Raw genomic sequence first — 18,912 nt, 5'->3', positions numbered from 1 at the left:
CGGCCGCGTCGTCGCCTATGCGCCGTCCAACGTCGCCAGCTCGTCCTCGGTGAGCAGGGTGGTCGCGCCTTCCACCGCCTGCTCGACCTGTTCGACGCTGCTGACTCCGACGATCGGGGTCAGCGCCGGGCTCCCGGAGGCCAGCCATGCGAGCACTACCTGGCCCGGTTGGAGTCCGCGTGCTTCGGCGACCCGGGTCAGCGCTGCCAGCCGTCGTTCGGTGCCGGGGTGGCGGTACTCGATCTCGAGTGGGCGGTCGTTGCGGTCGTAGCGGCCCTGGAGGGTGGCGGTGTAGACCCAGCCGTCGAACGACGGGTTGCGTCGCAGGAAGTCGAGGCCGTCCGGTGACAGCATTCCCAGCGGGATCGGCTGGCCCTCCACGGCCATGCCGCCGGCGGGCTGGAGGTAGGAGTAGCGCTCCTGGTAGGCGCTTGGTTGCGGGTGGCCGGCGCGTTCGGCGGTGGCGCGGATGCGTTCGAGCAGCCAGGACGGGTGGTTCGACACGCCCCAGCGAGCGGTCAGGCCGTCCCGGACCAGGCCGCCGAACGTCTCGACCAGGTCGCCCACCGGAACGGTCGGGTCCTCGACGTGTGCCCAGTACAAATCCACACCGTCCACGCCCAGCCGCTGCAAGCTCTGTGCCATGGATTCGCGGACGACGTCCTCGCGCAGTCCCTCCAGATGGTCGGGGAACCCGCCGACCCGCGTGGGCTGGGCGCCGACCTTGGTGCTGAGGCCGACCTGGGTGCCGGGGTTGGACGCCAGCCAGCGACCCAGCAGCGCCTCGCTCTGGCCGCCGAAGCCCGTCTCGGAGGTCCAGAAGCTGTAGTTGTTGGAGGTGTCGATGAAGGCTCCGCCCAGTTCGGCGTACCGGTCGAGGACCGAGAAGGCGGTCCGTTCGTCGACCCTGGTGCCGAAGTACATCGTGCCGAGAGCCATCGTGGGTGCGTTCATGGCTCCAGCTTCGTTGCTGGAGTGGACTCCAGGTCAAGCCGCGAGTTCACCCGCGAGGGGAAGAATCAGCGGACCGCGGCGATCAAGTGGTGGTCGGCGGTCTGGTCGAGAGTGGCGATCTCGGAAAAGCCGGCATGTTCCAGCGCAATGGTCACCATGGACACAGTCAGCTCGGCCTGGTGGTCGACGACGCCGGCGAGGGCCTTGTCGCGTTGACGGAACAGTTGCTCGAACGCCGGCTCCGCGCGGGCCGCCTGCCACCACTGGGTCCAGGTCTCGGCGCCGGCGGTGCCCTCGCCGTCCCAGTGGTGCTGTCGAAGGTCGACGGCGAGTTGATCCAGCCGGGGCCGGTGCTGGCGACCGAGCCGGAAGGTGTCGGCGATGAGCAGGATTCCGCCAGGGCGCAGTCTGTTGGCGAGTGTCGTCAGCAACGGGTCGAGCTGGCTCGGATGCAGGTAGTGGATCACGCTGGCGGAGCACACGGCGTCGAAGTGCCGGTCGTCGAGGGGGAGGTCCCATCCCTCCTGGCAGAAGTCGGCTTGAAGGAACATGCCGCGGTCGCCGGCGACGTTGCGTGCGATCTCGAGCAGGAGCGGATCGAGATCGACGCCGACGAGGTCGCCGCCGGGCAAGTGCTGAAAGGCTCGAGTGAGCAGCGATCCCGGGCCGCAGCCGAGGTCGAGCAGTCGAGGATTCGGACCGGTGGTTCTCCGGATGATGTCCAGCATCAAGCTCAGGGTGCGCTCGCGCTCAGGCAGATAGTTGCCTTGCTGGAGGTCCCAGCGCCGTTGCCATTCCTGCCAGCTCGTTCTGCCGGTCATCGGGCGAGCTGCTTCACAGCAGGTGAGGGCAAGCGGCTCGTAGCCGGAGCAGGGCAGTGAGCGATGTGGCGGTCACCGGTCCACGTTAGCTGAACTGAAAATCAATGTCATCAACGCCCATACGGCTCATTACTGGTAATGATTGTCATGTACAGTCGCCCGCATGTCATCCGTGTACGACGCCGACGCCGAGGACTTCCTCGGCTGGTCGCCGTTGCTCTGGACGCCTCTGGGGACCGAGCTCGCCGAGTCGGCGGCGCTGCGGTCGGGCGAGCGTGTTCTCGATGCTTGCTCCGGAGCTGGGGGCTGCGCGCTGCCGGCAGCGCGCAGTGTCGGACCGGCTGGACATGTCGACGCTGTGGACTTGACCGAACAGCTGGTGCGACGGCTGGAGCTCGCCGCGAACCGCGACGGTGTCCACCAGTTGCAAGCACACCTCGCCGATGTGACCACCTGGGTCTCGGATCGCCCGTACGACGTCGTCCTGTGCGGCTACGGGGCCTTCTTCCTGCCCGACCCGGACCGTGACGGTCGGCACCTGGTCTCCCAGCTGAAGCCGGGCGGCCGGTTCGCGGCCTCGACCTGGAACCGCGGTGCGATGGGATTCGTGGGATTCGTGTACGAGGCGGTACGAGCTGTTCGCCCGGAGCTGACGGTACCGGTGCGCACCGATCGCTGGCTCGACAGTCCGGCGCTCCTGGCCGGCTGGCTGGAGCGCATCGGCCTGCAGGACGTCGAGATCGAGGCAGTGACCCATCGCGTCGATCTCACTCCGGAGACCGCCTGGGCGTTCGTCACCGGAACCGGCCTCCGGTCGTTGCTCTCGGCAATGGATGGCGCGGAGACCGGCCTGGTGAAGCGCCGCCTGCTGGAACTCATCGAGTTCGAGCACGGATGGGAACTGATCGCGGATTCCCTGATCGGCACGGGGCGTCGCGGTGATCCGGTCAGCACTGGGAGGCCTGCGTCCGATGACTGAACTCACCGACGACCTGCGAACCGGTGCCCGCGAGGAGGACGTGCCGAAGGCCGGTCCCGGGCGGCTACGGCTCGCGCTGGCGTCGACAGGGCTCATGCTGGTTCTCGTCGCCTCGATGATTCTCGCCATCGGGCTGGGGCCGGCCGCCATCTCGCCGTCCGACACCGCTCGGTACCTGTGGGCCGCGCTCACCGGCGGTGCGATCACGGCCGACGAGGTGTCGACGTATCAGATCATCTGGCAGATCAGGACGCCCCGCGTGCTGCTGGCGGCGATCGTCGGTGCGGGCCTGAGCGCCGTCGGCGTTGCGGTGCAGGCGCTGGTCCGCAACCCGCTCGCCGATCCCTTCGTGCTCGGCATCTCCTCGGGCGCGTCGGTGGGCGCGGTCGGCGTCATGATCACCGGATCCCTGGCGGCGTTCGGCGTGTACGCGATGTCGGTCGGCGCGTTCGCCGGTGCGCTGCTCTCCTCGATTCTGGTGTACCTGGCCGCGAGCCACCGGGCCATGCTGTCGCCGTTGCGCTTGGTGCTGACCGGGGTGGCCATGTCCTTCGGTCTGCAAGCGGTGATGAGCCTGCTGATCTACCTGTCGCCGAACAGCGAGTCGACCAGCACCGTTCTCTACTGGTCGATGGGCAGTTTCGGGGCTGCGACCTGGTCCACGCTGCCCATCGTCCTGCTGGCCGTTGCCGGTGGCATCGTCGTCCTGCGCCGGCGCAGCCGCTCGCTCGATGTGATGGCGCTGGGGGACGAAACCGCTGCCAGCCTCGGCACGTCCCCAGACCGGTTGCGCAAGGAATTGCTGTTGCTGTCGTCCCTGACGACCGGAGCGATGGTTGCGGTGAGTGGAGCGATCGGGTTCGTCGGGCTGGTGATGCCCCACCTGGTTCGGCTCGTGGTGGGAGCACGTCACGCCACAGTGACGGTCCTGGCCGCGCTGGTGGGTGGAATTTTCATGGTCTGGGCCGACCTATTGGCTCGTACGGTCGTGGCGCCGCGGGAACTTCCACTGGGCGTGATCACAGCGCTGATCGGCGTACCGGTGTTCATCGCGCTGATGCGGCGCCGGGGCTACCTGTTCGGGAGTCGTTGAGGTGGATCTTCAGCTGGAACAACTGCGGCTCGACATCGACGGCCGGCAGATCCTGCGGGACCTGTCCCTGCAGGTCGGTACCGGACAGGTCGTCGGACTGATCGGGCCCAACGGGAGTGGTAAGTCCACCGCGTTGCGCTGCGTGTACCGCGCACTGCGGCCGACCGCGGGCGTGGTCCGGATCGGTGCCACCGACATCGTCGAGCTGTCGCCGCGCGAGAGCGCCCAACTGGTTGCCGCGGTCACCCAGGACGCCACCGTCGAGCTGGACTTCACGGTCGAGGAGGTCATCGCGCTCGGACGGGCGCCGTACCTCAAGGGCAACCAGCCGCTGTCCGGCCGTGAGCTGGAGCTGTGCGCCACCGCGATGCGACGCCTCGACGTCGCCCACCTCGCGCGGCGCAGCATCACCACCCTGTCCGGGGGTGAGCGCCAGCGTGTCCTGATCGCCCGAGCTCTCGTCCAGGAGCCGGAGGTCCTGGTTCTCGACGAACCGACCAATCACCTCGACATCCGGCACCAGATCGAACTGTTGTCGCTGCTGCGGGGCCTCGGGCCCACCGTGCTGGTGGTACTGCACGATCTCAATCTCGCCGCGGCAGCCTGCGACCGGCTGGGTGTGCTGTCCGACGGGTCGGTGGTCGCCAGCGGTACCCCGCAGTCGGTACTGACCGAGGAGTTGCTGGCGGCCGTCTTCGGCGTGCAAGCCAGCGTCGTACGGCACCCGTTGACCGGCGCTCCCCAACTGCTCTACTCCCTGATGGATCAAACTGTGAAGGACGCCTTGTGATGACTCCGCCTGAACGACCGAAACGAACCATCGTGGCCGCCGCAGTTGTCGCGGCTCTGTTGACCGGATGCGGAGCCTCGGTACAGGACGATCCACAAGCATCGGATCGAGTCCCGGTGATGCGGTGCGGGGAGAAGGTCGACTATCGCAAACCCGAGCGTGCGGTCGCCTACGAGGGCGGAAGCGCCGACAAGTTGTTCTCCCTCGGACTGGCCGACCGCGTCGCCGGGTACGTCATGCCGCCGGCCAACCCGCCGGTGAGCGAGTCGCCCTGGGCGGCCGACTACGCGAAGGTGAAGATGCTGAGCGACGACCTGCTCAACAAGGAGATCGTCGTCGAAGCACGCGCCGACCTGGTGGTCGCGGGGTGGCGGTCGGGCTTCAGCGAGCAGCGCGGTATCACGCCGGAGATCCTCGACGGACTCGGCATTCAGAGCTTCATGCACAGTGAGAGCTGCTACAACTACCCCGGCTTCCCGCAGAAGCTGCCGCCGTTCGAGGCGTTGTACTCCGACCTCGAACGCCTGGGACAGATCTTCGGCGTCGCGGACAAGGCGTCGGAGGTGGTCGGCGGACTGAAGCAGCGCGTGGACAAGGTGGTCCAGCAGGCCCCGAAGGACAACCCCGTGCCGGTCTTCCTGTACGACTCGGGAACCGACCAGCCCTTCACCGCGGGCAACCAGGTGCCGCCGAACGACATCATCCGGCTGGCCGGCGCACGCAATGTCTTCGCCGGCCTGGAGGCGCGCTGGACGCAGGTCGGCTGGGAGGCGGTGACCAAGGCTGCGCCTGAGGTGATCATCATCCTGGACTACGGCGACCAGCCGGCGCAGAAGAAGATCGACTTCCTGAAGACGTCGTCGCGGACCAAGGACCTGCCGGCTGTCCGCAACAACCGGTTCTTCGTGCTCGACTACAACGAGGGCATCAGCGGGCCCCGCAACATCGACGGCTTGGAGAAGTTCGCCGCCTACCTCCGCGGGCTCAACCGGTGAGCGAGAACACGATCCTGGCCGAGATCGGCGCGAGCCGGTTCAGGTGACGGTGCTGTCCGGTTGTCTCGGCGCGGGCAAGACCACCTTGCTGAACCACGTGCTGGCCAACCGGGAGAGCCGACGGGTCGCGGTGATCTCCGAACCGATGCGCCTGACCGACCGGATGCCGTACTCCTCGGTCGCCCGGGCAGGAGCTGGTCTCCATCGGGATCGGTTTCGATGAGCCGGCGCGACGGCTCGGGACTGCGTTGCTCACCGACGACGAACTCGCCATGGGGCTGACCGGCTGGGCTGAGTTCGAGGACCCACTTCCGCGCTGGGATCTGGGTCAGCTCGACCATGACCACGCTCACGAGTGCACCGAGGCCCAGGGGAGCGGTCAGGTGTCACGGTACGGACGCTCGATCGGCATGACCTGGACCGGGATCCGGCTGGTACGGCGCTGACTGCGCTGGTTGAGCGCATCCAGCAGGAACCGCCGTATTCCTATCAGCCAGGCGACGTCCGACCAGCGGTCGAATGGCTTTCGCCGCTCCTGGCGAGATCGCGCCGGAGGCCCATCGCGGCGCGTTGGCCGAAGTCAGGCCGAATCGGTGAACTGCCAGACGCGGGCAAGCGCCTCGTTCGTCAGCACCGTGTCGGGCGAGCCTTCGTGCACGATGCGTCCGTCGTGGAGAAGCAGGCAGTGATCGGCGCGTCGCGCTGCCGCCAGATCGTGTGTCGCTTGGACCACAGTGACGCCGTTGTTCGTCACCTCGTCGAGAACCTCGGTGATGGCCCGCTGCGCCGTAGCGTCCAGGCCGGTCGTCGGTTCGTCGAGCAGCAGCAGATCGGACTCCTGGGCAAGCCCTTGGGCCACCAGGGCACGCTGCCGCTGTCCTCCGGAGAGCTCGCCCAGTTGGCGAGCCGCGAGATCGGCGATGCCGAGTCGCTCCAGACACGCATCCACCACTGACCGGTCCTGCGGAGTGAGGCGTTTCCAGATTCCGCGGCGTGCCCAGCGTCCCATGGCGACGGTGTCCCGAACGGTGAGCGGGAAGCTGTCGGAGATGGCGCTGCGCTGCACGACGAAGGCCGGCCGGCTTTCGTTGCGATGAGCAAGAGTTCCGGCGGTGGCCGGAACAACCCCGGCCAGGACGCCGAGCAACGTCGACTTCCCTGAACCGTTCGGCCCGACCACAGCGGTCGTCAGCTGGGCCGGGATGCGCGCATCCAGCCCGACGAGGACCGGTCGGCCCGGATAGCCGGCCGACACAGCGCTCAGTGTCACCTGGTGGAACGGAGGTGTGACCGACATGAGACTCCTTTGTAACGATAATCATTTTCATTATAGGCTCTCGGTATGGACTGGTTGGCGGCGCCCTTCGAGGTGACCTTCGTTCAGCGGGCGCTGTGGGGTGGCATCCTCGTGTCGCTGATCTGTGCGTTGGCGGGAACGTGGGTCGTTCTGCGGGGTATGGCGTTCCTCGGCGACGCCATGGCGCACGGCATGCTGCCCGGGGTGGCCGTGGCGTCACTGCTCGGCGGCAACCTGCTGGTCGGAGCAGCCGTCAGTGCGGCCGCCATGGCGCTCGGCGTCGCCGCCGTCGCTCGCGCGGCCCGACTGTCCCAGGACACCGGCATCGGTCTGCTGTTCGTCGGCATGCTTTCGCTCGGAGTGATCATCGTCTCGAGATCGCAGTCCTTCGCCGTCGATCTCACCGGGTTCCTCTTCGGCGATGTGCTCGCCGTCCGGCCCGCGGACCTCACGCATCTGGCCATCGCGCTGGTTCTGGCCCTTGCGGTATCGGTGGTCGGCTACCGGCCGTTCTTCGCGCTGGCCTTCGACGAACGCAAAGCTCACACCCTCGGCTTACGGCCGCGGCTGGCGCACATCGCATTGCTGAGCCTGCTCACGCTGGCGATCGTGGCCTCGTTCCAGGTGGTGGGAACGTTGCTGGTGTTCGGTCTGCTGATCGCACCGCCGGCCGCAGCGCTGCCGTGGGCGCGGCGCATTCCGCTCATCATGGCCGGGGCTGCCTGCTTCGGCGTGAGTGCGACGTTCCTCGGTCTGCTGCTGTCCTGGCATGCCGGCACCGCGGCCGGAGCGACCATCGCCGGCGTCGCCGTGCTGCAGTTCCTGCTGTCCACCACCGCCGCCGGCCTCCGCAATCGGCGCGGGCGGCTGACGGTCCCTTCTCCCGCCGCCGACCAACGACTGGAATACGGGCACTCGTCATGAAACGAAGAACAATCCGCGTCGGAGCCGCCGCACTCGCCGTGACCGCATCGCTGGCCGGCTGCCAGCGCGGCGGTGAAGGGCCGGCAAGCTCGTCGTCCTCCTCACCTCCGCACGGGTACGTCGAAGGAGCCGAGGAAACCGCGGAGCAGCAGTCACGGCTGGTCCTGGCGGACGCAGGCACGGGAGCGGTCCGAGTGCTGGACCTGATCACCGGGGGAGTGACCCGGGTCGGAGACGTCCCGAACGTCCGCGACCTGGCCACCGATGGCAGGTTCGCCTTTGTGGGCACTGACAGGGGTGCGCACGTCGTCGACGCCGGTGCCTGGATGGTGGACCACGGCGACCATGTGCACTACTACCGCACGAAGATCCGCTCCGTCGGAGACATCCAGGGACCGCGGCCGCGACACATCCGCAGCGACCCGGCGGTCACCGCCGTCACCTTCAACGACGGCACGACTCAGATGTTCGAGCGGCCACAGCTGGAGGACGGCGCCGTCGGCGAGGGGCGTCCGGTTGCCGGCGCGGCGAAATCCGTTCCGGTCATCCCCTATGAGGAACACCTTCTGGTCCCCGGTGCCGGCGTCGCCCGCGACACTGTCGAGATTCGTGATCGCGAGGGAGCGTTGACGGCGTCGGTGGATGCGAAGTGCCCGCAGCCACGCGGCGACGCTGTCACTCGCAGGGGAGTGATCTTCGGATGCGCCGACGGCGCACTTCTCGTGACCGCGAAGGACGGCCGGTTCGACGGCGAGAAGATCCCCTACGGCAGGCCGGTCGCCGACTCAGCCCGCCCGCACGACTTCCGGCACCGCTCCGGCAGTACGACGCTCACGGCCACGGCCGGCGGCGATGCAGTGTGGATTCTCGACGTCACCAAACGGACCTGGAAGCTCGTGAAGACAGGTCCCGTCGTGGCGGTGAACACAGCAGGCGAAGGTGCGCCGCTGCTCGCCCTCACCTCGAACGGCGTACTGCAGGCGATCGACCCCGTCACCGCGAAGGTGGTCGCCGACACCGAACTGCTGACCGGCAGGAAACCCGGCCCGCACGCCGTGATCGAAGTCGACACCAACCGTGCGTACCTCAACGATGCCACCGGGCGGAAGATCTACGAGATCGACTACAACGACAACTTGCGGCTGGCGCGCACGTTCCCCGTCGACATCACGCCCAGCCACATGGTGGAGACCGGACGATGACGCCGGGGGTCACGACTCGACACGCGACTGCCGTCGTCTTCTCCTTCGCTGCGCTGACCTGCGCGCTGTTGCTGGCCCTGACTGGCTGCGCGCCGGGTGAGGACAAGCGCCCGAGCGTGGTCGTCACCACGAACATCCTCGGTGACATCACGCGCAACCTCGTCGGCGACCAAGCAGAGGTGAGCGTGCTGATGGAAGCCAACGCCGACCCGCACTCGTTCGGCGTGTCGGCCCAGCAGGCCGCCAAGCTCGAACAGGCCGATCTCGTCGTCTACAACGGCCTCGGACTCGAGGAGAACGTCCTGCGCCATGTCGACGCCGCACGCGAGGCGGGCGTCAACACACTCGCCGTCGGGGACGCCGTCGACCCCCTTCCGCACACGTCCGGTGAGACAGCAGGACGGCCCGATCCGCACTTCTGGACCGATCCGGACCGGGTCGCCGAGGCGTCACGCCTGATCGCCGAGCAGATCGTGAAGGACGTAGCCGGCGTCGACGAAGCGTCGATCAAGGAAAACGCTGATCGCTACCTGACTCAGCTCGATCAGCTCACGGCCTCGATGGAACGCGCCTTCGCCCGGATCCCCGCCGGCAAGCGCAACCTGGTGACCAACCACCATGTCTTCGGATACCTCGCGCAACGGTTCGGCTTCCGGGTCATCGGGGCCGTGATCCCGAGCGGCACCACGCTGGCTTCCCCCAGCGCCTCGGACCTCGAGTCCCTCGTCACCGCCATCGAGCAGGCCGGCGTCCGGGCGATCTTCGCCGACTCGTCCCAGCCGGACCGGCTGGCCCAAGTCCTCAAGCGGGAGAGCAACGTCGAGGTGAAGGTCGTTCCGCTGTTCTCGGAATCGCTGACCGAGAAGGGCCAAGGCGCCGCCAGCTACCTGGAGATGATGCGCGCCAACACCAAGGCGATCTCCGAAGGCCTGGCCGTTGGATGACCCGCTGCTTCCCGTTCCTCGACAGCAACCGACAAAGGAAAACCCCATGAGAAGAACAATCCGAAACCGCACGCTGGCCGGAATCACCGCTCTGCTGGCCTCGTCCGTCGTGCTCACCGCCTGCGGCGCGGACGCCAGGTCCGAGCCCGCAGCGCAAGACACCGGCAGTACGCCGGCCGCCGCGGCCGATGCCGTCAAGGACCCGATCGTCACCACGTACGACGGTGGTCTGTACGTCGTGGACGGGCAGACGCTGAAGGTTGCCAAGGACATCCCGCTCGAGGGATTCAACCGGGTCAACCCGGCGGGGGACGACCGTCATGTGATGGTGTCCACCACGACGGGCTTCCGCGTCATGGACGCGCTCACTCCTGAGCTGACCGCTGTCGAGTTCGCGGGGTCCAAGCCGGGCCACGTGGTCCGTCACGCCGGCCGAACGGTGCTGTTCACCGACGGGACCGGTGAGGTCACGATCTTCGACCCGAAGAACCTCGGCGACGACAAGCCGCCCACCCGGACGTATAAGTCGGCCGAGGCGCACCACGGAGTCGCGATCGAGCTGGAGAACGGTGAGCTGGTGACCACACTGGGCACCGAGGAAAAGCGGGTCGGCATCCTTGTCCTGGACAAGGACCGCAAGGAGATTGCTCGCAACGAGAACTGCCCCGGGGTCCACGGTGAGGCCACTGCGAAGAACGAGGTGGTGGTCATCGGCTGCGAGGACGGCGTGCTCATCTACCAGGAGGGTGCCATCACGAAGGTGGACAGCCCGACCGAGTACGGCCGGATCGGAAACCAGGCCGGATCCGAGAAACTCGTCGATCGTGCTGGGCGACTACAAGAAGGACGCCGACGCCGAGCTAGAGCGCCCCGAACAGATCTCCTTGATCGACACGGAGACCGGCAAGCTGCAGCTGGTCGGCCTGGGCACCAGCTACACGTTCCGTTCGCTCGGCCGTGGCCCGCAGGGCGAGGCCCTGGTGCTGGGCACCGACGGGAAGATCCACGTGATCGACCCCGAGGCAGCCAAGGTCACCAGGACCATTCCGGTCATCGGCAAGTGGCAGGAGCCGCTGGAGTGGCAGCAGGCCCGTCCGGCGCTCTTCGTCCGCGACAGCACCGCTTACGTCTCCGATCCGGCGACCAAGACCGTCCACGCCATCGACATCGCCTCGGGACGCCGGTTGGGATCGGCGTCGTTGCCGAAGGCTCCCAACGAGCTCAGCGGCGTGCACCACTGACTCTCGTTCGCAGGTTGCTACGCCGAGCGGATTGCTATGAAGAGGTAATCAATTCGCTTAGCTCGACCTGGCTGGAGCGCGGAGGGTTCGTGCGTGACGCCGACACCACTGACGAGGAAGACCTGTCGGCTGCCGATGTGGGCCTGCGCCGGACGCGCCAGCGAGCGGCCATGCTCGACACCCTCTCCAACTGCCGGGACTTCGTCTCGGTCGGTGAGCTGCACGCGTTGCTGCAGTCGACTGGGACACCCATCGGCCTGACGACGGTGTACCGCGCGCTGCGGCATCTGGAGCGCTCGGACCGCGTGGACGTCATTCGGGATGAGGCCGGGACGAGAGGAGAGCAGTCCGTGCCGGGCCACTCTGCGTTCGACAGGTTCGCGTCCTGCTCATGGTTAGCGGCTTTGGCGTCGACCACAGCGCCGACCCAGGGCCAGATGTACGCATCCCTGGTGCAGTGTTCGACAGCTCTTCGACTGCCATGGTGGTGGACGTCGGCTCGTCAGATGCGGTGATCGGGTGCGTAGCTGGCGGCGAGGTCGAGGGTGGGCTGGTCCAGGGCAGAGGGTGCGATGTCGGGGGCGAAAACAGCGTGGAAGTGCTGCTCGACGGTGGCTGCCGTGAGGTCCGGGCGTTCGGTGGTCAGGGAGCCTACGGTGGCGGGGTCGAGTGGTAGCTCGAGGTGGGCGTAGACCTGGGTCAGGAGTGTGCGGATCCGGTCGTCGTCGCCGGTGACGGTCAGCGTGCTGAACAGCCAGCCGTGCTGGACGACTCGTTGGGCGGTGCCGACGAGCTTGACGGCACCGCGAGCGTTGATGCTCTGCGCGCCCGGACAGTACTCTCCTGGAACCTCACCCACCCGCGCGTCGACGCCGAGAGCTCGCAGCGCGTCGGCGTACTGGATCCCGAAGCTGGCGAATCGCCGCTGGTGATCCTCGGTCGCCCGCAGGTCGTGCCGCACGTGGTCGATCACTATCGCCTCGGAGGTGTAGGCGACCGGTCGTCCGCCGACGGCCCGGATGAGGGGCTGGAAGCCGGCGTCACGGCCGGCCTGTACTGCGGCCGGGAATCCGGAATGGCGGGCGTCGCGTCGTCCGAAGACGAGCACAGCCTCGGCGGGCCGATAGATCCGGATCGCGTCGGTCACTTCACCACGGGAGGCCCGCCGAACCAGGGCGTTGCCCACAGCCAGCTCCATCGCCGCGTCACCTACGGGCCCCGAGAACACCTGCATGCCCACATCGTGTCATCCCAGCACCAGCTGGTCGGTCGAGCCCGCCGGGGACCAGCACCTTCCGGACGGCGAACCGGTGACCGGGCTCCTGCACGACCGTTGCCGGCGGCACCGACCGTGCCACGCAGTACGCCGCGAGCGGTCTTTCGGTGGTGCCGACAGCTCAGGGCCGCCCACCGCACCCGGCCCAGAACGTCCGCGGCCAGCCCGGAACGTCCGCGCCCGGTGCCCGGAACGTCCGGGCCCGGCCTGGAGGCGACGAGCAGCAACCCCGCTAGCGGGGAACGATCCCGCTCCGCCCCTGCCACGAGCCGTGTTCCGACAGCGGCCGGAAGCGCAGGGTGGCGAACTCGTGGTGGAAGTCCCTGCGCCGGCGTTCGGTCATGGCGGCGGCATGCCGGTCGGGGTCGGGGACAGTGCTGTGGCCGTGCACCATCGCTTCCATCTCCCGCACCGACCGCCAGACCGAGAACGTGGAGATCGTCCGGGGCGGCCGCATCGCGGCGAGCGCCAGGGTGGTGCCCGGGTGGTCGCGAACCAGCCGTTCCACGGGCTTGCCCCACTTGAGGAACCTCGGCACCTCCAGGAGGCGCATCCGGGCCAGCGTGACCGCCACGACGGGTTCGGCGGGGTCCCACGCGCCCGCTCTGGCAGGCAGGTCGGGCAGCGCCGCAAGCCGCGACCAGCGGCGCAGGAACTGCAGGCGCACGTGCCAGCCCGTCGCCAGTCGCCGGCCCAGGGGATGGTCCGCCAGGAATTTCTCGACCGCCGCTTCGTCCTCCCACCGGGCGAACATCGCCATCCGACGCAGCTGCATCCGCGCCGGCGAAACCGTCGGCGCGCCGAGGCGCATCAGCGCCAGACACTCGGCGTACCGCAACCCAGGCGTGGAAGGCCCCACCGGCGCCTTCCACAGCGCCCTCGCCGTCGTCGTCGGACGGAGTTCCGCGAGATGGAACGTGAAGATCGTCATCGTGGGCAACTGTCCCACGCAGCGAGGTCCGGACTCAGGAAGACCGGCGAGGACGTCGTTCGACAGAGCCCGCGCGGGCATCCTTGTTGTCGCCGCCCGCAACAGCACCTGGCGCCGGCTGGCAAACCCGTGTCGCCGCAGGCCCCTGACGCATAGGCTCGCGCTCATGACCGACGGCGACTGGAGGGATGGCGGGTTCAGGCAGCCTCGGCCCGCCGTGGAGACTCCCGCCCGGGTCACCGATCCGGCACTGCGGAGGACGCTGGCGGCCGCCGGTTTGCCGGCAACCGGGCGCTTTCTGCCGAAGGCCGGCTGGGTCAGCCGCGTGTGGGTCGGCGACGAGTACGTCGTACGACTGAACAACGGACAGTTCCGCGACGCGTACCGGCACGAGGCTGCGGTCGTCACCCTGCTCGCCGGCAGCGAGGTCCCACACGCCCGGCACCTCGCCCACGGCGACGGCCCGGACGGGCCGTGGTACATCTCCGAACGCCTGCCCGGCCGAACCCTGTACGACGCGTGGCCGGCGGCGGACTCGCGCACGCGCCAAGCGATGATCGAAAGCCTCGGTGCTGCGTTGCGCGCACTGCACCACGTTGCTGTCCCGGCCGACCTGCTGCCGCCCTGGCTGGCCGACGCGCTCGCCGGCAAGCCGTGGCCGGCGTTCCACCCACCCGTAGTGAGCGCGACGCTTCAGCAGGTCGAGGCTGCCCGGCGACTGCCCGGTCATGACTCGCGCCTGCTCGCGGACGTCACCGATTGGATCCAGGAGCGGCTGCCGTTGTTCGCCGCCGTCGAACCCGCGCTCGTCCATGGTGACCTCCATGGATCCAACGTCATCGTCGACCAAGGACGCGTCACCGGTCTCATCGACTTCGCTGAGGCGTTGGCGCAGCCGGCGGATGTCGAGCTCGACACCATCCTGCGCTGGTGCGCGCGGGCGCGAGAGTACCCACCTACACCCGACGAACAAGGGCTCGACGAGACCACACTCACGAAGGTCCCCGGATGGCTGCACGGCGCGTATCCGGAGCTGTTCGAGCGCGAGCAGCTGCGCGAGCGGTTGAACTTCTACGACATGTACGTGGAGCTCGCGCTGTACGCACACCACCCCCAGCCTGACATTCGCGAAGTGGCGCAGGGCCGCATCGCTGGCTTGCTTTCCGGCCACAACCATCTGGACGGACTCGGCTGGTAACAGCCGCCGGTGGTTCGCGACCGCCGGATCGAGAACCGGCGCGCTCGATGGAAAACTTTTCGATCTCTTGACTCCGGTCTGGCGGTGGTGGAAATTTCTTTCATTCGATCGAGCAGGAGACCGCCATGGACGATCCCGGCTTCCTCACGCGGTTGCGCGCCGAGCAGCCGGGACTGAGCGGCGCCCTCGGCCGGATCGCCGCTGCGTTGCTGGCTGAGCCGGGCGAGGCGGCGCGGCTGACCATCACCGAGTTGGCCGAGCGCACCGGGACCTCGCCCGGCACCGTCACCCGGTTCTGCCGCACCCTGCGGCTGGCCGGGTTCGCCGAGCTGAAGGTGGCGCTTGCCGAGGAGGTGGGCCGGGCCGCACCAAGCCGGTGGAGCACCGACATCGGCCGCTCGATCGAACCGGCCGACGAGCTCGATCAGGTCCTCAAGGTGATTGTTGGCGCCAACACCCAGGCGTTGCTCGACACCGCCGATCAGCTCGATCTGGGCGCGGTCGACGAGGCCGCGCGGGCGATCAGTGACGCCCGGGCGATCCACCTGTTCGGCGTCGGCACCAGCGGCATCACCGCGGACGAGCTCCGGATCCGGCTGCACCGCATCGGGTTCGCTTGCTGGGTGTGGCCGGAGCTGCACAGCGCACTCGTCTCGGTCGCTCTGGCCGACCGGCGCGACGTGGTGATCGGCATCTCGCACTCCGGCCAGATCGCCGAGACCATCGCCGTACTGCGCGCTGCCGCGGCGCGGGGCGCCCGCACGATCGCGATCACCAACGACGCCACCTCGGCCTTGGCCGGCGAGGCCGGCCTCGTGCTCGCCACCGCGCAGAATGGCAGCGCCCTGACGACCGTCCCACCCGGAGGCGCCGGGTCGTCGCAGGCCGACGCCCTGGCCGACCGGCATTCGCAGTTTCTCGTTCTCGACGTGCTCTACACCCGGGTCGCCCAGCTCAACCACGCCCGCACCCTGGCGGCCCTGGAAACCACCGCCGCGGCGATCGACCCGTACCGGGCGCCGAGACCCCGGCGACGCCGCACCCCGCCCAGCTGAAGGAGTCCCCATGAGCCCGTCCCGCCGCACCGTGCTCGGCAGTCTTGTAACCCTCGGCACGGTCATCGCCGCCCCCACGGCCGCCACCTCCGCGACCGCCACCCCCGGCCGCCGCCGCAACGCCGCCGCCTCGACGGCCGCCGCCTTCGAGTTCCTGGCCGAGAAGATCGACCAGTACGGCGCCGGCGCGACCCTGCGGGTCCCGCAGAGCTACACCGGCGGCTACTTCGCCGGGATCAACTTCGTCTCGTCCTTCCTGTACGACGACGCCCTGACCGTCATCGCGTTGCTCCAGGAGGGTTCGGCGGCTCAGCTGGCCCGCGCGACGATGCTCGGCGACGTGCTGCTCTACGTTCAGGCGAACGACCCGATCGGTGACGGGCGCACGCGGGCGTCGTACCAGCCCAATCCGCTCGTCACCGCGGACGGTACGCCGTACATCGGCTCGCCCGCGGCGTACAGCGGGAACCAGGCCTGGGTCGGGATGGCGCTGTGTCACCTGTACCAGCGGACCGGGCAGCGCAAGTACCTGACGGGTGCGCTGACCGCCGCCGACTGGATCCAGTCCAGGACCTGGTCGGCGGCCGGCATCCCCGGCTACACCGGCGGCCGGAGCGCTGACGACCAGCCACTGACCTTCAAGGCCAGTGAGCACAACATCGACATCGGGGCCTTCTTCGCGATGCTGCACCGCCAGACCGGTCAGCGCGTCTGGTCGGCCCGTTCCGCGCAGGCCTTCGCGTTCGTTCGGGCGATGTGGGACGGCACCGCCCGGATGATCTGGACCGGCACCACCCCCGACGGCGTCACGATCAACCGCGACCCGATCCCGGCCGACGTGCAGACCTGGGCCTATCTGGCCACCAAGGACGCTCGCTACGGCCAGGCCGTCGACTGGACCATCGCCAACCTCACCGCGAACGACGGCGGATTCACCGGCATCAGTTTCAGTACGACCGACACCAGCAAGGTGTGGTTCGAGGGCACCGCTCAGCTCGTCGCCGCCCTGGACCTGCGCCAGGCCCCGGGGGATCAAGCCCGGATCAACGCCTACCTGGCCGGCCTCCGCGACGCCCAGCGCCGCGCTCCCAACGCCGACGGCAAGGGCATCGTGTCGGCGTCCAGCGACGGCCTCGACACCGGGTTCGGCGACCTGTACTACGCCGCTCTCCACACCGGGGCGACCGCGTGGTACCTGCTGGCCGCGACCGGCGCCAATCCGTTCACCCTCTGACCGGCTGAGCGCGGTGCGCCGGACGCCGAACCGCAACTATGACTTGGATCACATCCGATGCATGTTGAAGTCATCCTGCCCGGCTCCGAGGTGTCGGTGAGTGCGGCCGACGGGGCCCACCGGAGATCGAGGAGACCACCATGAACGAGATCGTGCAGCCGAGTGCGGACCTGAAGGCGCTGGACCGGCTGGTCGGTGAGTGGACCGTGACCGGAGGCGCGGAGGGCGTCGTGCGGTACGAGTGGATGGAGGGCGGGTTCTTCCTGCTGCAGCACGTCGAGCTGACCCAGTACGGCCAGTCGATCACCGGGCTGGAGGTCATCGGTCACCTGCGGCCGTTCGGCGAACCGGCCGGGGCCGATGTGGTGTCCCGTTTCTACGACGCGGCCGGCAACACCCTCGACTACACCTACGAGCTGAGCGGGGACAAGCTGACGATTTGGGGTGGCCCGAAGGGCAGCCCGGCGTACTTCGAGGGCACGTTCAGCGCCGACGACCAGGTGATGAGCGGTGAGTGGATCTACCCCGGCGGCGGTGGCTACGAGTCCACCATGACCCGCCGCTGACGCCGTACGGCTCAGGCCGTGCCCGGCGTGGTGAGCGCCGGGCACCTGGCAAGGCTATGCCGCCCGCGAGCCCGGTCCCCGGGCAGAAACCAGGGCGAGGGGCGAGGGTCGGTAGGCGAGAGCGGTGAGGAGCGCGCCGAGGAGGGCTGCGGTGGCGGCTGCCACGAAGGCTGGGGTTCCGTTGTCGTCGGAGCCGGTGAGACGGCCGGCGATGGCGGAGCCCAGGCCGTAGCCGGTCCACATGAAGGTGCTGAGCCAGGCGAAGACCTCGGTGTGGTACCGGGCGGGTGTGTCATCGGTGAGCAGCACGGGCTGCAGCGCGTCCCGCGGTCCGGTGACGAGCCCGGCGACGACCATCAGTACGGCGATCGTCGCGAATCCGGGCGCGATCGTGCCGCCGAGCAGGATGATGGTTTCGGCGACCGACAGCACGACGAGCAGGCGCTTGCCGTTCAGCCGCCGGACCTGGGCGCCGTAGCCGATCGTGCCGGCCAAGGCGCCGGCCGCGAGCAGTCCCATCAGGACCCCGGCCGAGGCCGCTGAGCCGGCCTCGGTGGCCTCGGCTGCGGTCGCGATCCGGAGGCAGCCGAAGGACGCGGTGCCGAAGGCGGCGATGACGAGCATGGTGAGTGTCGGCCGGTGCGTCAGGGGGCCGACCAGACGGCGCCATCGGGACATGTTCTGCGGAGCGGCGGACGGTTCGACGCCGGAGCGTCGTACCGTTGCGGACAGGAGCAGCAGGACGGTGCCGAGCAGCAGTGCGGCACCCGCGACGATTACCACTGCGTGGGCCGGAATCGCCAGCATCAGCAGCGGTACGAGCAGAGGGCCCGCGATGAACATCACCTCGTTGATCGCGTTGTCCATCGCATAGGCGGTGGGCAGCAGGTCGCTCGGAACCAGGCGTGGCCAGGCGCTGCGGGCTACCGCGCTGACCGGCGGCGTGCTGGCTCCGAGCAGAGCCGCGGCAGCGATGGTCGCTGAGGCCTGTGACTGGAAGCTGAGCAAGATCAGCGAATAGGCCAGAGCGTGGGCGACGAGGTAGCTGCTGAGGATGAGGCGCGCGCCGAAGCGATCGGCCAGTCGGCCGCCGATCGGTGCGCACGCGGCGACGCCCAGCGCGTGACAGGTCAGCGCGAGCCCAGCGGCGGCGTACGAATCGTGCTGATCGACGACCGCCAACAGCAACGCGAGGCTGAGGACCGGGGTGCACAACCTGACGACCAGGTTCACCGCCAGCAAGTAGGTGACGCCTGGGTGGGTGAGCAGGCGACCATACGCGACAATCACGGCGACTCCGTTACTATCTATACGACTTTCGCCTATGACATCTCACCGAGGAGTTACTGGTCAAGTGGAAATAGCCTGTAACGTCATTCGGCAAGCGCCGCTGATCGCCGAGTTGGTCAACC

At 68.5% G+C, this 18,912-nt stretch carries 20 protein-coding genes; 14 read left to right on the top strand and 6 right to left on the bottom strand.

From position 1 onward, the window contains the following. Positions 1-15: 15 nt before the first annotated feature. Entirely contained in the window at positions 16-954 is a 939-nt protein-coding gene (locus KFLA_RS20295; protein WP_012921684.1) for an aldo/keto reductase, read from the bottom strand. Between the two features lie 65 nt (positions 955-1,019). Beyond that, complete coding sequence (locus tag KFLA_RS35760; RefSeq protein ID WP_012921683.1) at positions 1,020-1,775, bottom strand: class I SAM-dependent methyltransferase; 756 nt, start codon at positions 1,773-1,775, stop codon at positions 1,020-1,022. A gap of 163 nt (positions 1,776-1,938) precedes the next feature. Between KFLA_RS35760 and KFLA_RS20285 the strand changes: the two genes are divergently transcribed. From KFLA_RS20285 to KFLA_RS39545, 5 genes are all read left to right on the top strand, one after another. Continuing rightward, positions 1,939-2,754, top strand: a complete 816-nt coding sequence (locus tag KFLA_RS20285; protein ID WP_012921682.1) for a class I SAM-dependent methyltransferase — start codon at positions 1,939-1,941, stop codon at positions 2,752-2,754. Continuing rightward, positions 2,747-3,847 carry a FecCD family ABC transporter permease gene (locus tag KFLA_RS20280; protein WP_012921681.1) on the top strand — a complete coding sequence of 367 codons (1,101 nt, stop codon included), beginning with the start codon at positions 2,747-2,749 and terminating at the stop codon, positions 3,845-3,847. The genes KFLA_RS20285 and KFLA_RS20280 overlap by 8 nt, the downstream gene beginning before the upstream one ends. Before the next feature lies 1 nt (position 3,848). Further along, positions 3,849-4,637: an ABC transporter ATP-binding protein gene (locus KFLA_RS20275; protein WP_012921680.1), complete on the top strand. Its 789-nt coding sequence runs from the start codon at positions 3,849-3,851 to the stop codon at positions 4,635-4,637. Positions 4,638-4,756: 119 nt separating this feature from the next. Beyond that, a complete protein-coding gene (locus tag KFLA_RS20270; protein ID WP_237706548.1) occupies positions 4,757-5,632 on the top strand; it encodes an ABC transporter substrate-binding protein in 876 nt (291 codons plus the stop codon). Positions 5,633-5,675: 43 nt separating this feature from the next. Beyond that, complete coding sequence (locus KFLA_RS39545) at positions 5,676-5,855, top strand: GTP-binding protein (RefSeq protein ID WP_041289408.1); 180 nt, start codon at positions 5,676-5,678, stop codon at positions 5,853-5,855. Positions 5,856-6,212: 357 nt separating this feature from the next. Here KFLA_RS39545 and aztA read toward each other — a convergent pair whose 3' ends face one another. Next, entirely contained in the window at positions 6,213-6,887 is a 675-nt protein-coding gene (aztA, locus tag KFLA_RS20255) for a zinc ABC transporter ATP-binding protein AztA (protein WP_202796998.1), read from the bottom strand. 87 nt (positions 6,888-6,974) lie between these two features. On the opposite strand from aztA, the gene aztB reads away from it, so the two are divergent. The 5 genes from aztB to KFLA_RS35755 all read left to right on the top strand — a co-directional run bounded on the left by aztB (position 6,975) and on the right by KFLA_RS35755 (position 11,755). Beyond that, positions 6,975-7,853, top strand: a complete 879-nt coding sequence (aztB, locus tag KFLA_RS20250; RefSeq protein ID WP_012921677.1) for a zinc ABC transporter permease AztB — start codon at positions 6,975-6,977, stop codon at positions 7,851-7,853. Between the two features lie 329 nt (positions 7,854-8,182). Continuing rightward, positions 8,183-9,055, top strand: coding sequence for a hypothetical protein (locus KFLA_RS20245; RefSeq protein ID WP_202796997.1), 873 nt, complete (start codon positions 8,183-8,185; stop codon positions 9,053-9,055). Further along, positions 9,052-9,999: a zinc ABC transporter substrate-binding protein AztC gene (gene aztC, locus KFLA_RS20240; RefSeq protein WP_012921675.1), complete on the top strand. Its 948-nt coding sequence runs from the start codon at positions 9,052-9,054 to the stop codon at positions 9,997-9,999. The genes KFLA_RS20245 and aztC overlap by 4 nt, the downstream gene beginning before the upstream one ends. A gap of 824 nt (positions 10,000-10,823) precedes the next feature. After that, on the top strand, positions 10,824-11,240 hold the full coding sequence (locus KFLA_RS38950) for a beta-propeller fold lactonase family protein (protein ID WP_237706547.1): 417 nt from the start codon (positions 10,824-10,826) through the stop codon (positions 11,238-11,240). 89 nt (positions 11,241-11,329) lie between these two features. After that, complete coding sequence (locus tag KFLA_RS35755) at positions 11,330-11,755, top strand: Fur family transcriptional regulator (RefSeq protein ID WP_012921674.1); 426 nt, start codon at positions 11,330-11,332, stop codon at positions 11,753-11,755. On the opposite strand, the gene KFLA_RS20225 is transcribed toward KFLA_RS35755, so the two are convergent. Together KFLA_RS20225 and KFLA_RS20220 are read right to left on the bottom strand one after the other, a co-directional pair. Next, positions 11,743-12,438 (bottom strand): lipoyl protein ligase domain-containing protein, encoded by a 696-nt coding sequence (locus KFLA_RS20225; RefSeq protein WP_148256676.1) that lies wholly within the window; start codon positions 12,436-12,438, stop codon positions 11,743-11,745. The two genes, KFLA_RS35755 and KFLA_RS20225, sit on opposite strands and share 13 nt — an antisense overlap. Before the next feature lie 310 nt (positions 12,439-12,748). Next, positions 12,749-13,447 (bottom strand): hypothetical protein, encoded by a 699-nt coding sequence (locus tag KFLA_RS20220; RefSeq protein ID WP_012921672.1) that lies wholly within the window; start codon positions 13,445-13,447, stop codon positions 12,749-12,751. 166 nt (positions 13,448-13,613) lie between these two features. Between KFLA_RS20220 and KFLA_RS20215 the strand changes: the two genes are divergently transcribed. From KFLA_RS20215 to KFLA_RS20200, 4 genes are all read left to right on the top strand, one after another. After that, positions 13,614-14,645, top strand: coding sequence for a phosphotransferase family protein (locus KFLA_RS20215; protein ID WP_012921671.1), 1,032 nt, complete (start codon positions 13,614-13,616; stop codon positions 14,643-14,645). Between the two features lie 125 nt (positions 14,646-14,770). Continuing rightward, the gene (locus KFLA_RS20210; protein ID WP_012921670.1) at positions 14,771-15,700 is read left to right on the top strand and encodes a MurR/RpiR family transcriptional regulator; all 930 of its coding nucleotides are present in this window, start codon (positions 14,771-14,773) and stop codon (positions 15,698-15,700) included. Between the two features lie 10 nt (positions 15,701-15,710). Beyond that, complete coding sequence (locus tag KFLA_RS20205; protein ID WP_012921669.1) at positions 15,711-16,934, top strand: hypothetical protein; 1,224 nt, start codon at positions 15,711-15,713, stop codon at positions 16,932-16,934. Positions 16,935-17,074: 140 nt separating this feature from the next. Then, positions 17,075-17,500, top strand: coding sequence for a hypothetical protein (locus tag KFLA_RS20200; protein ID WP_012919215.1), 426 nt, complete (start codon positions 17,075-17,077; stop codon positions 17,498-17,500). A gap of 54 nt (positions 17,501-17,554) precedes the next feature. On the opposite strand, the gene KFLA_RS20195 is transcribed toward KFLA_RS20200, so the two are convergent. After that, positions 17,555-18,790 (bottom strand): MFS transporter, encoded by a 1,236-nt coding sequence (locus KFLA_RS20195; RefSeq protein WP_012921668.1) that lies wholly within the window; start codon positions 18,788-18,790, stop codon positions 17,555-17,557. Positions 18,791-18,912 lie beyond the last annotated feature (122 nt).

It is taken from the genome of Kribbella flavida DSM 17836 (genome assembly GCF_000024345.1).
Taxonomy (GTDB): Bacteria; Actinomycetota; Actinomycetes; order Propionibacteriales; family Kribbellaceae; genus Kribbella; species Kribbella flavida.
This window is presented reverse-complemented; position numbering and strand designations above follow the sequence as displayed.

What these genes read in the sequence shown, in the direction of transcription:
- KFLA_RS20295 (WP_012921684.1), bottom strand. Translation starts at nt 954, where the DNA reads ATGAACGCACCCACGATGGCTCTCGGCACGATGTACTTCGGCACCAGG.
- KFLA_RS35760 (WP_012921683.1), bottom strand. Translation starts at nt 1,775, where the DNA reads ATGACCGGCAGAACGAGCTGGCAGGAATGGCAACGGCGCTGGGACCTC.
- KFLA_RS20285 (WP_012921682.1), top strand. Translation starts at nt 1,939, where the DNA reads ATGTCATCCGTGTACGACGCCGACGCCGAGGACTTCCTCGGCTGGTCG.
- KFLA_RS20280 (WP_012921681.1), top strand. Translation starts at nt 2,747, where the DNA reads ATGACTGAACTCACCGACGACCTGCGAACCGGTGCCCGCGAGGAGGAC.
- KFLA_RS20270 (WP_237706548.1), top strand. Translation starts at nt 4,757, where the DNA reads ATGCGGTGCGGGGAGAAGGTCGACTATCGCAAACCCGAGCGTGCGGTC.
- aztB (WP_012921677.1), top strand. Translation starts at nt 6,975, where the DNA reads ATGGACTGGTTGGCGGCGCCCTTCGAGGTGACCTTCGTTCAGCGGGCG.
- aztC (WP_012921675.1), top strand. Translation starts at nt 9,052, where the DNA reads ATGACGCCGGGGGTCACGACTCGACACGCGACTGCCGTCGTCTTCTCC.
- KFLA_RS20225 (WP_148256676.1), bottom strand. Translation starts at nt 12,438, where the DNA reads ATGGAGCTGGCTGTGGGCAACGCCCTGGTTCGGCGGGCCTCCCGTGGT.
- KFLA_RS20220 (WP_012921672.1), bottom strand. Translation starts at nt 13,447, where the DNA reads ATGACGATCTTCACGTTCCATCTCGCGGAACTCCGTCCGACGACGACG.
- KFLA_RS20215 (WP_012921671.1), top strand. Translation starts at nt 13,614, where the DNA reads ATGACCGACGGCGACTGGAGGGATGGCGGGTTCAGGCAGCCTCGGCCC.
- KFLA_RS20210 (WP_012921670.1), top strand. Translation starts at nt 14,771, where the DNA reads ATGGACGATCCCGGCTTCCTCACGCGGTTGCGCGCCGAGCAGCCGGGA.
- KFLA_RS20205 (WP_012921669.1), top strand. Translation starts at nt 15,711, where the DNA reads ATGAGCCCGTCCCGCCGCACCGTGCTCGGCAGTCTTGTAACCCTCGGC.
- KFLA_RS20200 (WP_012919215.1), top strand. Translation starts at nt 17,075, where the DNA reads ATGAACGAGATCGTGCAGCCGAGTGCGGACCTGAAGGCGCTGGACCGG.